The organism is Loktanella salsilacus, assembly GCF_024206795.1.
In the GTDB taxonomy this organism is placed as follows: domain Bacteria; phylum Pseudomonadota; class Alphaproteobacteria; order Rhodobacterales; family Rhodobacteraceae; genus Loktanella; species Loktanella salsilacus.
Window position 1 is genome coordinate 1,774,297 of the sequence record NZ_CP072994.1, and the last position, 13,666, is coordinate 1,787,962.

12 protein-coding genes are annotated in these 13,666 nt (G+C 61.8%); 8 read left to right on the forward strand and 4 right to left on the reverse strand.

Going from position 1 to position 13,666, the window contains the following annotated elements; translation table 11 throughout:
* Positions 1-69 precede the first annotated feature (69 nt).
* Positions 70-1,875 (forward strand): phosphogluconate dehydratase, encoded by a 1,806-nt coding sequence (gene edd / locus KBW81_RS08710; protein ID WP_254246906.1) that lies wholly within the window; start codon positions 70-72, stop codon positions 1,873-1,875.
* Positions 1,876-1,949: 74 nt separating this feature from the next.
* Complete coding sequence (gene eda / locus KBW81_RS08715; protein WP_254246907.1) at positions 1,950-2,591, forward strand: bifunctional 4-hydroxy-2-oxoglutarate aldolase/2-dehydro-3-deoxy-phosphogluconate aldolase; 642 nt, start codon at positions 1,950-1,952, stop codon at positions 2,589-2,591.
* A gap of 101 nt (positions 2,592-2,692) precedes the next feature.
* Here the strand turns inward: eda and KBW81_RS08720 are convergent, their stop codons facing one another.
* Together KBW81_RS08720 and KBW81_RS08725 are read right to left on the reverse strand one after the other, a co-directional pair.
* Positions 2,693-2,965 carry a hypothetical protein gene (locus KBW81_RS08720; protein WP_254246908.1) on the reverse strand — a complete coding sequence of 91 codons (273 nt, stop codon included), beginning with the start codon at positions 2,963-2,965 and terminating at the stop codon, positions 2,693-2,695.
* The gene (locus tag KBW81_RS08725) at positions 2,962-5,733 is read right to left on the reverse strand and encodes a [protein-PII] uridylyltransferase family protein (RefSeq protein ID WP_254246909.1); all 2,772 of its coding nucleotides are present in this window, start codon (positions 5,731-5,733) and stop codon (positions 2,962-2,964) included. The genes KBW81_RS08720 and KBW81_RS08725 overlap by 4 nt, the downstream gene beginning before the upstream one ends.
* A gap of 321 nt (positions 5,734-6,054) precedes the next feature.
* On the opposite strand from KBW81_RS08725, the gene KBW81_RS08730 reads away from it, so the two are divergent.
* Together KBW81_RS08730 and KBW81_RS08735 are read left to right on the forward strand one after the other, a co-directional pair.
* Positions 6,055-6,495, forward strand: coding sequence for a DUF2852 domain-containing protein (locus KBW81_RS08730; RefSeq protein ID WP_411914363.1), 441 nt, complete (start codon positions 6,055-6,057; stop codon positions 6,493-6,495).
* Positions 6,496-6,561: 66 nt separating this feature from the next.
* Positions 6,562-7,014 (forward strand): RDD family protein, encoded by a 453-nt coding sequence (locus KBW81_RS08735; protein ID WP_090187620.1) that lies wholly within the window; start codon positions 6,562-6,564, stop codon positions 7,012-7,014.
* A 14-nt stretch (positions 7,015-7,028) separates the two neighbouring features.
* Here KBW81_RS08735 and KBW81_RS08740 read toward each other — a convergent pair whose 3' ends face one another.
* Entirely contained in the window at positions 7,029-7,724 is a 696-nt protein-coding gene (locus KBW81_RS08740) for a YoaK family protein (protein WP_254246910.1), read from the reverse strand.
* A 159-nt stretch (positions 7,725-7,883) separates the two neighbouring features.
* Here KBW81_RS08740 and KBW81_RS08745 point away from each other — a divergent pair, with 159 nt between their 5' ends.
* A complete protein-coding gene (locus KBW81_RS08745) occupies positions 7,884-8,729 on the forward strand; it encodes an arginyltransferase (protein ID WP_090187769.1) in 846 nt (281 codons plus the stop codon).
* A gap of 18 nt (positions 8,730-8,747) precedes the next feature.
* Here the strand turns inward: KBW81_RS08745 and KBW81_RS08750 are convergent, their stop codons facing one another.
* Positions 8,748-9,395: a Type 1 glutamine amidotransferase-like domain-containing protein gene (locus tag KBW81_RS08750; RefSeq protein WP_090187616.1), complete on the reverse strand. Its 648-nt coding sequence runs from the start codon at positions 9,393-9,395 to the stop codon at positions 8,748-8,750.
* Between the two features lie 173 nt (positions 9,396-9,568).
* Between KBW81_RS08750 and yghU the strand changes: the two genes are divergently transcribed.
* The 3 genes from yghU (at position 9,569) to KBW81_RS08765 (ending at position 13,576) form a co-directional block, all read left to right on the forward strand.
* Positions 9,569-10,432 carry a glutathione-dependent disulfide-bond oxidoreductase gene (gene yghU, locus KBW81_RS08755; RefSeq protein WP_090187613.1) on the forward strand — a complete coding sequence of 288 codons (864 nt, stop codon included), beginning with the start codon at positions 9,569-9,571 and terminating at the stop codon, positions 10,430-10,432.
* 54 nt (positions 10,433-10,486) lie between these two features.
* The gene (locus KBW81_RS08760) at positions 10,487-11,563 is read left to right on the forward strand and encodes a YihY/virulence factor BrkB family protein (RefSeq protein WP_254246911.1); all 1,077 of its coding nucleotides are present in this window, start codon (positions 10,487-10,489) and stop codon (positions 11,561-11,563) included.
* Positions 11,564-11,824: 261 nt separating this feature from the next.
* The gene (locus KBW81_RS08765; protein ID WP_090187607.1) at positions 11,825-13,576 is read left to right on the forward strand and encodes an acetolactate synthase 3 large subunit; all 1,752 of its coding nucleotides are present in this window, start codon (positions 11,825-11,827) and stop codon (positions 13,574-13,576) included.
* The last annotated feature ends 90 nt before the right edge of the window (positions 13,577-13,666 follow it).

A 13,666-nucleotide genomic window follows, 5' to 3' on the forward strand; every position in this document is an offset into this window, starting at 1 on the left:
GACAAGCGTTGTTAGCGCTAACCGTTCATGCTAAGAAGGGTGCAATCCATCATACACACGGGAAGACCCATGGCCCTGCACCCTAAAATTGCCGAAGTCACCGACCGGATTCGCGCCCGCTCTGAAGGGCCGCGCCGCCAGTATCTGGACACTATGGCCCGCGCCGCCGCCGTCGGCCCGCGCCGGTCGCACCTGACCTGCGGCAATCAGGCCCACGCCTATGCTGCGATGGGCGATCAAAAGGACGCGCTGGTCGCAGACAAAGCCCCGAACATCGGGATCATCACGGCCTACAACGACATGCTGTCGGCGCATCAGCCGTTTGAAACCTACCCTGCGCTGATCAAAAAGGCCGCCATTGCCGCCGGTGCCACGGCGCAGGTTGCAGGCGGTGTGCCTGCGATGTGCGACGGCGTCACCCAAGGCCAGACCGGGATGGAACTGTCGCTGTTTTCGCGCGATGTGATCGCCCTATCCGCCGCCGTGGGACTATCTCACAACACCTTTGACGCCGCGATCTACTTGGGCGTTTGCGACAAAATCGTCCCCGGCCTTGTCATGGCCGCCGCGACCTTTGGCTATATCCCCTCCGTGTTCCTGCCTGCGGGCCCCATGGTCAGCGGCTTGCCCAACGACGAAAAATCTAAGGTGCGCCAGCAATTCGCCACCGGCGAAATCGGCCGCGAGGAACTGATGGCAGCCGAGATGGCATCCTACCACGGTCCGGGCACCTGCACATTTTACGGCACCGCCAACAGCAACCAAATGCTGATGGAATTCATGGGCCTGCACCTGCCCGGCGCATCCTTCGTGAACCCGAACACGCCGCTGCGCGACGCGCTGACCGTGGCTGGGACAGAGCGTGCGGCCCAGATCACCGCGCTTGGCAATGAATACACGCCCACCTGCGATATTCTGGACGAAAAAGCCTTTGTGAACGGCCTTGTCGGCCTGATGGCCACGGGCGGATCAACGAACCTTGTGATCCACCTGCCCGCCATGGCGCGCGCCGCTGGCATCATCCTTGACCTACAGGACTTCAGCGATCTGTCCGCCGTGACCCCGCTGATGGCGAAGGTCTATCCCAACGGTCTGGCCGACGTGAACCACTTCCACGCCGCTGGCGGTCTTGGCTATATGATCGGCGAATTGCTAAATGCCGGCCTTCTGCATGACGACGTCAAAACCGTCGCAGGCAATGGCCTGAACCTATACACACAAGAGCCCAAACTTGATGCTGGCCGGGTGACCTATGCCAAAGGGGCCGGGGAAAGCCTGAACACGAAAATCCTGCGCCCTGCCGCTGATCCGTTCCAAAAGCACGGCGGCTTGACCCAGCTCAAAGGCAACCTTGGCCGCGGCGTGATGAAAATCTCGGCCGTCGCAGAAGAGCGTCACATCGTCGAAGCCCCGGCCCGTATTTTCCACGACCAAGACAGCGTCAAAGCGGCGTTCAAGGCGGGCGAATTTACCTCTGACACCATCATCGTTGTCCGCTTCCAAGGCCCGAAATCCAACGGCATGCCTGAATTGCATGGCCTGACACCAACGCTGGCCGTGCTGCAAGACCGCGGCCTGAAAGTCGCCCTTGTCACTGACGGGCGCATGTCTGGCGCGTCGGGCAAGGTGCCGTCCGCCATCCACCTCGCGCCAGAGGCGGCCAACGGCGGACCGATCGCCAAAATCAATGACGGTGACATCATCCGCCTTGATGCGATCAACGGGACAATTGACGTGTTGAATGTGGACCTTGCAAGCCGCACCGATGCAGTGGCAGACTTGTCCGGCAACGGCACAGGTGTGGGCCGCGAATTATTCGAGGTTTTCCGCCAAAATGTCGGCCAAGTCACCGAAGGAGCCGGCGTCGCCGTCTGATTCATCATCTTGCCAGAAATACTCCCGCCGGAGGCATCTGCCCCCGGCCCAGCATCGAGACGAAAGACATATACATGACTCCCGAACAAGCCTCCGACCTGAACCGCGACCTGTGCCTACTGGCCCCCGTCGTCCCCGTGCTCGTGCTGGATGACGCAAGCCTTGCCGCCGATCTGGCCCGCGCCTTGGTCGCAGGCGGCCTGCCCGCGCTAGAGGTCACTCTGCGCACCCCCGCCGCACTGGACGCGATTCGCGAAATGGCTGCCATTCCCGGCGGTGTTGTTGGCGCAGGCACCCTGCTGACGCCCAACGATGTGGAAAACGCGAAAGCGGCAGGCGCGAAATTTGGCGTCTCTCCGGGGGCAACAGACTTGATCCTTGACGCTTGCGAAGCGAACGACCTGCCCCTGCTGCCGGGCGTCGCCACCGCGTCAGAGGCGATGCGCCTGCTAGAGCGCGGCTATACCGTGCAAAAGTTCTTTCCCGCCGAGGCGAACGGCGGCGCAGCGGCGCTGAAAGCGATCGGCGCGCCGATCCCGCAGGTCAAATTCTGCCCCACCGGCGGCGTCACGCTGAAAAACGCGCCCGATTATCTGGCCTTGTCCAACACGCTTTGTGTGGGCGGCAGCTGGGTTGCGCCGAAGGATCTGATGGCTGCGGGTGACTGGGCCGGGATTGAAGCATTGGCCCGCGAAGCGGCAGGCTTGAAGCGCTAAGGCGTCTAGTTAGCGCGGCATCTCAAGCCTAGGAGCGGGGGCCAGCCCCCGCACCCCCGAGGTATTTTTGACCAGAAGAAGGTGCCAGACAAAAAGGACAGTCAGCTTGCTGGCTGTCGCCCTGCCCGTCCGCCGCGGCGCGTGGGCGTTGCGGCGTCTTCGAGGCCCGCGCGGAGCGTTTGCGTCATCGGGTGTTGGGCGGGCTGATCGGCATATTGCGTGAGCAGTTTTTTGATCCCGGCGGGCAGGTCGTCCGGCGCGTCCGATTTTATGGCCCAGTCCAGAAAAATAACGCGGCAATCCTGCGCGGTGATGCCGTCGATGCGGTAGGCTTCGCGGATCAGCCCTGCAGGATCAAGGGCATCGCCCTTCATGATCCGGCCCCAAGGCGGGCCGAGATGGCGGCGTCAGCGGCGGCGGATATCTGTGTCATAGCGTGTTCCAGCGCGTCCATTGTTTCAAATCCAGTCTCTCTTAGCACCAAGCGGCGTCCGCCTTCGCCAAGGGCGTCCGGGTCAAGCACGCCGCCGGTCAAAAGCCGCCCCGTCGCCTGCAACTGCCAGAATAGCTGGGCCGCCTGCGCCAAGGCATCGCCCTGTGCGGCGCTCAGCCAGCCGCCAGCGACACCCGCTGCGATCTGCCCTGGCACATCGCGCAGATCGCTGCCAGTGACAAGGGCTGCGGTTTGGGCGGCGAGTTCCACGTCCATCAAGCGGCCGGGGCCCATTTTCGCGTCCCAATTGCCCTGTGCCGGTTTCGCCGATGCCAGCCGCGCGCGCATGTCGGCGACGTCGGTCTGTACCGTGTCGCCTTTGCCCTTGGCGTTCATCAATGTGTGGCGGAATGCTTCGACCCCGGCGATCAGCATCGATGCGCCGGCAATGGGGCGCGCGCGGGTCAGGGCAAGGTGTTCCCAGGTCCACGCCTCGTCTTGCTGGTAGTCGCGGAAGGCCGACCAAGAGGTCGCCACGGGGCCTTGTTTGCCCGACGGGCGCAGGCGCATGTCGACCTCGTATAGCTTGCCGTCGGCCATGGGTGCCTGCAGCGCGGTCACCAAGGCCTGCGTCAGGCGGGCGTAGTAGCTGCGCACCGGCAGCGGGCGCGGGCCGTCGGAATTACCCCAGACGTCGGCGTCGTAGATGACGATCAAGTCAACGTCGGACTGGGCGTTCAAGCGCCCTGCCCCCAGTGACCCCATGCCCAGCACCACTGCGCCTTGCCCCGGCAACGGACCATGGCGGCGGGCGAAATCGGCGCAGACGATGGGCCAGATCGCGGCGATGACCGCCTGCGCCAGATCGGCGTAGTGCTGCCCTGCGGCGGGGGCGTCGATCAAGCCGCGCAGGTGATGCACACCGATGCGAAAGTGCCATTCGCGCGCCCAGCGGCGGGCGGTGTTGAGCGCGGTTTCAAAGTCGTCGGTGACGGACATCGCCTCGGACAGGCCTTGCGTCAGCGCCTCTGCCCCCGGCCAAGGGGCAAAGAAATCACCGCCGATGACCGCATCCAGCACGCCCGCGTTGCGCGACAGGTATTGCGCCAGCGCAGGGGCCGTCGCGCAGATGTCGACGATCAGCTGGGTCAAGGCGGGGCTTGCCTCGAACAGGGAAAAGAGCTGCACACCTGCGGGCAGGCCCGCGAGGAAGGCGTCGAAGTTGATCAGCGCCTCGTCCGGTTTTGCGGCCTCTGCCAGCCGGGCAAGGATGCCCGGGCGCAGGCGGCGAAAGATTTGCACGGCCCGGTCAGAGCGCAGTGCGGGATAGTCGGGCCAGCGCCCGGTGATGTCCTGCCCCCAATCGGCGGGGGCCGCAGGCGCGGCGCTGCCCGGGGCAAAGAAGCCTTCGGTCAGGGTGTGGACCTGTTCCAGCCGTTCAGTCAGATCGCGGCGCAGATCCGCCGTGTCCATGTCCATCATAGCCGCGAGGCGGTCAAAGCCCGCGTCATCGCTGGGCAGGCTGTGGGTTTGGGCGTCGTTGATCATCTGCAAGCGGTGCTCGACCGTGCGGTGGGCGGTGTAGTGATCGGTCAGTTGTTGCTGCACGTCGCGGGCGATCCAATCGGCGGCAGCAAGCCGGTCAAGTCCTTGCAACGTGCCGCGCACGCGCAGGCTTTTGTCGCGGCCACCGGCGATCAGCTGGCGGGTCTGGGTGAAGAACTCGATCTCTCTGATCCCGCCGCGGCCCAGTTTCATGTTGTGGCCTTCTAGGATCAGCTTGCCACCAAGCCCTTTGTGATCGCGGATGCGCAGGCGCATGTCGTGGGCGTCTTGGATGGCGGCAAAGTCGAGGTGCTTGCGCCAGACGAAGGGCGTCAGGCTGTCCAGAAACCGTTGTCCGGCGGCCAGATCACCGGCGCAGGGGGCGGCCTTGATATAGGCGGCGCGTTCCCACGTGCGGCCAACGCTTTCGTAATAACGCTCTGCTGCCGTCATCGACAGGCAGACCGGCATCACGCTGGCATCTGGGCGCAAGCGCAGGTCTGTGCGGAAAACGTAGCCGTCTTCGGTGTTGTCGGACAGCAGCGCGCACATGCGGCGGGTCACGCGCACAAAGGCGGCGCGGGCCGTGGCGGTGTCCTCTGGTTCAAAGCGGTCGTCATCGAACAGGCAGATCAGGTCGATGTCAGAGGAGTAGTTCAACTCTCCTGCGCCTTGTTTGCCCATGGCGAGGACGGTCATGCCAGCGGCGCTAGCCGCGTCATCTGCGGTCATCCCGGGCAGTTTGCCGCGCGTGATTTCAGCCGCGACAAGGGGCACGATACAGGCGTCCACGGCGGCGGCGGCCAGATCGGTCAGCGCTTGCGTGACGGTTTCCAGCGGCCAGACGCCGCCCAGATCGCACAGCGCCGTCAGCAAGGCGACGCGGGCCTTGGTCCGGCGCAGGCCGGGCCCTAGGTCCGCAAAGGGGATCTGCGGGATGTCCGCAAGGGTCTGGGCCAAGGCGGCCTCTGGATCGTCCACAGCGCCCTGCAGCCAGTCCGATTGCTGTGCGATCAGGCCGGACAGATAGGGGCTGCACCCCGCCGTGCCGCCGATCAAATCGCGCAGGGGTCCGGCCGCCCAAGGCGCGGTGGCGATCGCATCGCCCGCCCGATCCGGGTCGAAAGGGCGCGGGTGGTGGGTGATGCGGTCGGCAAGGGTCATCAATTCGGCTTTCACTTGGTCGGCAAAGGGTCGGACCGGGTCCTATTCGTGCAAGCGTGACAAAAGGTTGCGCGATGAGCAAGGGTTTGAGGTCGCGCTGGACCGATAACGGGGCGGTAAGACGGCGAATAGCGGCTCGGGTCATATGCGACCGTGCGGGGCATGGACGCCCGAAATTAATAAAACCTACAAGAAACTGATATAAAATGAAAATTTCTGGCAATGTAAAAATCATTTACATCAGGCCTTGCGGGCACGCATCCGCATCCACATATCGGTAATGTGAAAAGCATTTACATTAACCCGACAGGAGCAACCCCGATGTATTCGACACCCACATACCCCCAAGCGTCCGGCCCCCAATCCGGCGGTTTAATGGCCTGGGTCCGCCGCGCCGAGGCTTGGCTTGATGCCCGCGGCCGCGGCGCTTGGATTGCCGCAATGGTCGCAGGCTTTGTGCTTGTCTGGCCTGTCGGCCTCGCCCTTCTTGCCTATATGATCTGGAGCAAACGTATGTTTTCCCGCGCTAGCAATATCCGCCCCGTCGCACGCCCCTTTGGTCGCAGCATGATGCAGTCATCCGGCAACAGCGCCTTTGACGCCTATAAAGAAGACACGCTGCGCCGCCTGCAAGAAGAGCAGGACAACTTTGCAGCCTTCCTTGGCCGCCTGCGCGATGCCAAGGACAAGGCCGAGTTTGACCAGTTTATGGCGGACCGGTCCGGTGATACGGCTGTGAAAGAGCCGCAAAGCGACAAGTAAATCGTCCCTTTGGCGGCCCCGGTTTGCGGGGCCGCGACCCTACTTTACACAAGGATGGACCCGCCCATGACCGCCTTCGCTGACACGCTAACCGCCCTGCCCGACCCAGATGCTGACGCCGATTTTTATACGGGCGTGCCGCTGAAACGCGCGCTGGCGTGGGTTGTCGATGCGTCGCTGGTGCTGATCGCCTCTATCCTGATTGTGCCGTTCACAGCCTTTACCGCGCTGTTTTTCTTCCCGTTTCTGATCTTGATGGTCGGCTTTACCTATCGCTGGTTCACCATCGCTGGCCGCTCTGCCACGTGGGGGATGCGCCTGATGGGGATCGAGCTGCGCGATCATACGGGTGCGCGTCTGAATGGCACGCTCGCGCTGTTTCATACGCTGGGCTATACCGTGTCGGTGGCCGCGATGCCGCTGCAATTCATCAGCATGGGCATGATGGCCCTGACCCCGCGCGGCCAAGGCCTAAGTGATACGATGCTGGGTACGGCGGCGATCAATCGGCCAGGATAAGGCTTAGGCTGGGTCTAGGCACGCTTGGCGCGCAGGGCTTCGGGCAATCCGATAAGTAACAGAAGCACAGCCGCAATGACAAATAGCCAATAGCCAACCACCCCAAGCAGCACCGCCCCGCAAATGCCGCCGATGGCAAAGCAGCCAAGGGTCAGGCTGTGCAAGCTTAGCTTTGGCAAGGCGGCGCGGCGCAGCTGCGCCCCCCCGACCATCGCCGCAAGTTCGATGCCAATATCGGTCGCCATGCCCGACACATGCGTGGTACGTACGCGGGCACGTGAAATCATCGTTGTGACCGCATTTTGCAGCCCCATCACAAAGCTTAGGACGATCACCAGAAACGGTTGCTGCGCGCCAAGCGGCAACAGCGCAAGCACGGCGCTGAGCAGCAAAAGAATGCAAGCCTCTGCCACGATGGCGACGGCATAGATTGAGCGGACCTGTTTGCGCTCTCCCATCTGAATAACGAAGGCGGCGATGCCTGCCCCGCAGATAAAGGCAAGAACGAGGCCTGCAAAACTGAGCGCAAGCAGAGCCGACCCGCCCGCGAGGTTATCCGCAAAGGCCGAGATATTGCCGGTCATATTCGCCGTAAACGCGCCCGCGATTAAAAACCCCGCAGCGTTCAACGCCCCCGCGATCGAGGACAAAAGCCCCGCAAGAACAAGATCGATATGCGCGGGACGTGCGTCGCCGACTCTGATCAACATGGTGCAATCATCTCGTTTGGTGAAAGGGGGATGATACGGGACAGCCCCTACCTGCGAAAGCCGATTGCGATCTGCGCAGCTTTGGCGATTTTCGCCTATTGCGTAAATCCCCAGCATCGGGGGCTTGTCAGCGGCAGCGTCACGCTACAATCTTACGACATGCGCCATATGCTTCCCACCACGCCGCAGTTCTATGTGACGGCCCCGCAGCCTTGCCCCTATCTAGAGGGCCGGATGGAGCGGAAGTTGTTTACCGCGTTGCAGGGCGAATCCGCATCCGCGCTGAATGACACGCTGTCCAAGCAAGGCTTTCGCCGCTCGCAAAACGTGCTGTATCGGCCCAGCTGCGCCGAATGCTCTGCCTGTATGTCGGCCCGCATCCGGGTTGCGGATTTCAAGCCAAGCCGCAGCCAGCGCCGTGTGCTGAAACGCAATGCCACGCTGAAACGCCGGGCCACGTCGCCTTGGGCGACGGAAGAGCAGTACGAGCTGTTCCGCCGCTATCTGGACGCGCGCCACGCGACGGGCGGTATGGCGGATATGGATATGTTCGAATTCGCCGCTATGGTCGAAGAAACGCCAGTGCGGTCCCGCCTGATTGAATACACCGATACGGCGACGGGCGATCCGGATCCTGTGGCCGCGTGCCTGACCGACATTCTGGATGACGGCCTGTCGATGGTCTATTCCTTTTTTGCGCCAGAGCTTGAGCCGCGCAGCCCCGGCAGCTTTTTGATCTTGGACCACATTGCCGTCGCGCGCGAATTGAACCTGCCTTACGTCTATCTGGGCTATTGGGTGCCCGGCAGCCCCAAGATGGGCTATAAGGCGAACTATGACGCGCTAGAGGTGTTTCGCGGCGGCACGTGGTCCGACATCGGCGATCCAGAGGGATACGATTCCGCCCTGCACCCGCTGTCCACTGACCCAATTGCAGAGCAGGTCGCGCGGATTAAGTTGCCGCACGGCGCGGGTATCGTGCGTACCGCAGACGACGCGCCTTAGGCGCGCAGGCCGTCCGGCCTAGGCCAGCAATGTGCCGTCATCATGGTTCACCAACATCACCTGCCCGTCTTGTAGCGCCACAAACGGCACCGCATGATCGGTCAGCCAATGCGCAGCGCGGTCAGCGCCCGGACTGTCGCGGTGGCCGGAACCCACATGGGGCACGATGGATTTGGGGAACAGGTTTAGACCTTCGTAAGATATGGCTTCATCGCCAAAGGTGCCGACTTTTGGATCATCCATCAGGTCAAGGCCCCGCAGGCTGGGCGCTGCGACGATCGCGCCTGCGCTAAAGCCGCCGTAAACCAAGGCGTCCTGCGACAGCAGGCTGTGGATCACCCCGTCAAAACCGCTGGCCCGCATCGCGCGGCGCAGCACAAAGGCATTGCCGCCCAGCACCCAAACCATCCCGCAGGTGCTAAGCTGATCATGCAGACGAATGGGCGCGCCAATATAATCGCGCAGGTCCAGCCAGCTGGCAGGCAAGCCGATGGCGTTCAGCGCGGCCACCGGGTCATAGGTCGTGGCGGTATAAACCGCGCGGGCGGCGGCGGGGATATAGTCTAGCGCATTGCCAATCACCAAAGTGTTACGCCGCTGGCCTGCAAGCTGCACCAAGGCGTCCGGATGGTGACCAAAGCGATGGGACGATAGAAAAAGACGCATTGGTTAAGTAATCCTAAAATAATACGGCATTTCTGCACCTTAGCCGCCCGCAGGCAAGAGAGAAAAATCGCGGACCGTTCCCCCTTGCGCACAGCCACCACAGCACCCGCGCACTTTGCGTTCTGCGCGCGGCGCCCTATCTAACGCCTAACGCAAGACAGGAGAGCTTTTCGATGACCGATTATACCCCGCCCAAGGTTTGGACTTGGGACGCCGAAAATGGCGGCGAATTTGCCAAGACAAACCGCCCTATTGCCGGCCCGACCCATGACAAAGTGCTGCCCCGCGGCGAGCATCGTTTCCAGCTGCATTCGCTTGCGACGCCGAATGGCGTAAAGGTCACAGTCATGCTCGAAGAGCTGCTGGAGGCGGGTTATAGCGGCGCGGAATATGACGCATGGTTGATCAAGATTGGTGACGGCGACCAGTTCGGATCGGGCTTTGTCGACATCAACCCGAACTCGAAAATCCCCGCATTGCTGGACACTAAAACCGACACCCGCGTGTTTGAGAGCGCGTCGATCCTGATGTATCTGGCCGAAGAATTCGACGCCTTCCTGCCCAAGGACCGCAAAGCGCGGACCGAGGCGATGAACTGGCTGTTCTGGCTGCAAGGCTCTGCGCCCTATCTGGGCGGCGGTTTTGGCCACTTTTACGCCTATGCGCCGGAAAAGTTCGAATACCCGATCAACCGCTTTACGATGGAAGTGAAGCGCCAGTTGGACGTGCTTGACCGTAATCTGGCGGACCGCGAATTCCTAAGCGGCGCGGATTACACCATCGCCGATATGGCGACGGCACCGTGGTTTGGTTCGCTGGTCAAGAACGAGGTCTATTCCGCCGCCGCATACCTAGAGGCCGACACCTATACCAACGTGCAGCGCTGGGCCGATACCGTGATGAACCGCCCCGCTTACCGGCGCGGCCGCATGGTCAACCGTCCCTTTGGCGAGCCGTCAGAGCAGCTGCATGAGCGTCACGCCGCCAGCGACTTTGACACGCAAACCCAAGACAAGATTGGCAAAGACGCGAAATAAGCGGAACCAGGCGGGGGCGCCGGGCATTGATCACGGAATGATCAAGGATGTGTTATGCCCGGTGCCACCGCCCACCCCGCCGATATTTCGACCAAGGGGTGGCTTGCGCTGCTCAAGCGTGTGTTTTCCGAACTTGGCGAAGACCACGTCGGGTTAATTGCAGCAGGCTGTGCATTTTACGGCCTGCTTGCGATCTTTCCGGGGCTGGTGGCGGCAATGGCCCTTGCGGGACTTTTCACCGACCCGGCCACCATCGTCGCCCAGTTGGAAACCCTGACCCGCTTTATCCCGACAGAGGCTGCGCAGATCGTCATTGATCAGGCAAAGTCCGTCGCCGGCAGCGACAGCGGCGGCCTTGGCCTTGCTGCGATCATTGGTCTGGGCACGGCATTTTATTCCGCCACCGCTGGCATGGCCGCTTTGATCGAGGGGCTGAACGTCGCCTTTGACGTCACTGAACCCCGCAATTTCCTGCGCACTCTGTTGGTCAAAGGCAGCCTGACGCTGGGACTGATCGCAGGCTTTTTCGGCATCGTCCTTGTGCTGGTTGCGATTCCGATTGTCCTAAGTTTTCTGCGCCTGCCCGCTGACACCGAATGGTTCGTCATGCTGGTGCGCTGGCCTGTCGTGCTGATCTTGGTCGCAGCCGGGCTGGCGGTGCTGTATCGCTATGGCCCTGCCCGCACCGATCGCCGCTGGCGCTGGGTCACGCCGGGTGCTGCGATTGCCTGCATCCTGTGGCTGCTGGGGTCCATGGCCTTTGGGTTCTATGCCAGCAACTTTGGCAGCTATAACGAAACCTTTGGCGCGCTGGGCGGCGTGATCATCCTGCTGATGTGGCTGTGGCTGTCCGCCTATATCGTGCTTTTGGGGGCCGAGATCGACTCGGAGATCGAAGCGCAGGCCAAACAGAACCCTAGCCCCGCTAGCACGGATCCAAACACCGCCGATGCGGACCTGCTGGAAGGTGGTCATGCTGCGGATACACCCGCGCAAAAAACGCAGCCGTCGGCCGCGCATCCTGCGCCAGAAAACCGCCCCGCTCCTGTCACGCGCAAAGGGTCAAAGCTGTCGGTTGGTGGATTATTTCTTCTGGCGGGGGCTGCGCTTTTCGCAAAACGCGAAAAGTAGCGCTGCGCTTTACGAATGTTGCGAAAAATGTGCGGGCGGCGACATTTTCTCCATTGCGGCGGTTGACCCTGCCGCAATCGCCGCCTAGAACACCTTTATGCAAAGGAAACCCGCATGAAAACGGTCGTACTCATTCTAGGAAAGATGCGCATGGGCCGGTGACGGTTTGACCATTCAGGTTTCCCATGCGCCCCCGCCAAACACGGGGGCTTTTTTGTGCGATACGACCAAAGGCGATGTGCCGCTGACAAGGACAAGACGATGACAAAGACGATGACTGGCGCGAAAATGGTGGTGCAGGCTTTGATCGACCAAGGGGTCGAGGTGGTCTTTGGCTATCCCGGCGGTGCCGTTCTGCCGATCTATGACGAGATCTTTCAGCAAAACAGCATTCAGCACGTGCTCGTCCGCCACGAACAAGGCGCAGTTCACGCCGCCGAAGGTTATGCCCGGTCCACCGGCAAACCCGGCGTGGCGCTGGTGACATCTGGCCCGGGCGCGACAAACGCCGTGACCGGCCTGACAGACGCGCTGCTGGACAGCATTCCTATCGTCGTGCTGACGGGCCAAGTCCCGACCTTTATGATCGGCACCGATGGCTTCCAAGAAGCCGACACCGTTGGCATCACCCGCCCCTGCACCAAGCATAACTGGCTGGTGAAGGACACGGATAAGCTGGCCAATACCATTCACGAGGCGTTCCACGTCGCGACCTCTGGCCGTCCGGGTCCCGTGCTGATCGACATCCCCAAGGATGTGCAGTTCGCCAATGGCACCTATAGCGAGAAGTCCAAGCGCAAGTCGCATTATGCGCCGCAGGTCAAAGGCGATATTGCCATGATCACAGAGCTGGCAGAGGCGATGGCCAAAGCCAAGCGCCCGCTGTTCTACACCGGCGGCGGCGTCATCAACTCTGGCCCCGCGGCCAGCCAATTGCTGCGCGAGCTGGTCGAGGCAACAGGCTTTCCGATCACGTCCACCTTGATGGGTCTGGGCTGCTATCCAGCGTCCGGTCCTGCGTGGCTGGGCATGCTGGGCATGCACGGCACCTACGAGGCAAACCTTGCGATGCACGGCTGCGATCTGATGATCAACATCGGCGCGCGCTTTGATGACCGGATCACTGGCCGCCTTGATGCGTTCAGCCCCAAGTCGACGAAAGCGCATATCGATATTGATGCGTCTTCGATCAACAAAGTGATCCAAGTTGATATGCCGATCCTTGGCGACGTGGCCCACGTGCTCGAAGACCTGCTCAAGGTCTGGAAGGCCCAAGGCCGCAAGACCGAGAAAGAATCCGTCGCGAAGTGGTGGAAGCAGATCAACGAATGGCGCGCCAAGGATTGCCTTGGGTTTACGCAGGACGGCCCGATCATCCGCCCGCAATACGCCCTGTCCCGTCTTGAGGCGCTGACCAAAGACCACGACCGTTACATCACGACCGAGGTCGGCCAGCACCAGATGTGGGCCGCGCAGTACCTTGGCTTTGAGGACCCGAACCGCTGGATGACATCGGGCGGCCTTGGCACCATGGGCTACGGCACGCCTGCGTCGATCGGCGTGCAGATGGCGCACCGCGATAGCCTTGTGATCAACGTGGCCGGCGAAGCGTCTTGGCTGATGAACATGCAGGAAATGGGCACGGCGATGCAGTATCGCCTGCCGGTGAAGCAATTCATCTTGAACAACGAACGCCTTGGCATGGTGCGTCAGTGGCAGCAGCTGCTGCACGGCGAGCGGTATTCCCAGTCTTGGTCCGAAGCCTTGCCTGATTTTGTGAAACTGGCCGAAGCCTTTGGTGCCAAGGGTATCCGCTGCGACAACCCCGACGATCTGGACGAAGCGATCAAGGAAATGATTGCCTATGACGGCCCGGTCATCTTTGACTGCTTGGTGGAAAAGCACGAAAACTGCTTCCCCATGATCCCGTCGGGCAAGGCGCATAACGAAATGCTGCTGGCCAATGCGCAGGTGCAAGGATCGATCACGGCAACAGGGGCAGTGCTGGTCTAAACGTCTTCGTAATGAAGGCATTTGACCCCAGAAGACTTTTCGCAGTGAAAAGTCTTCGCCCCCCCCTTTCGCCAGAGACATAAGGATACG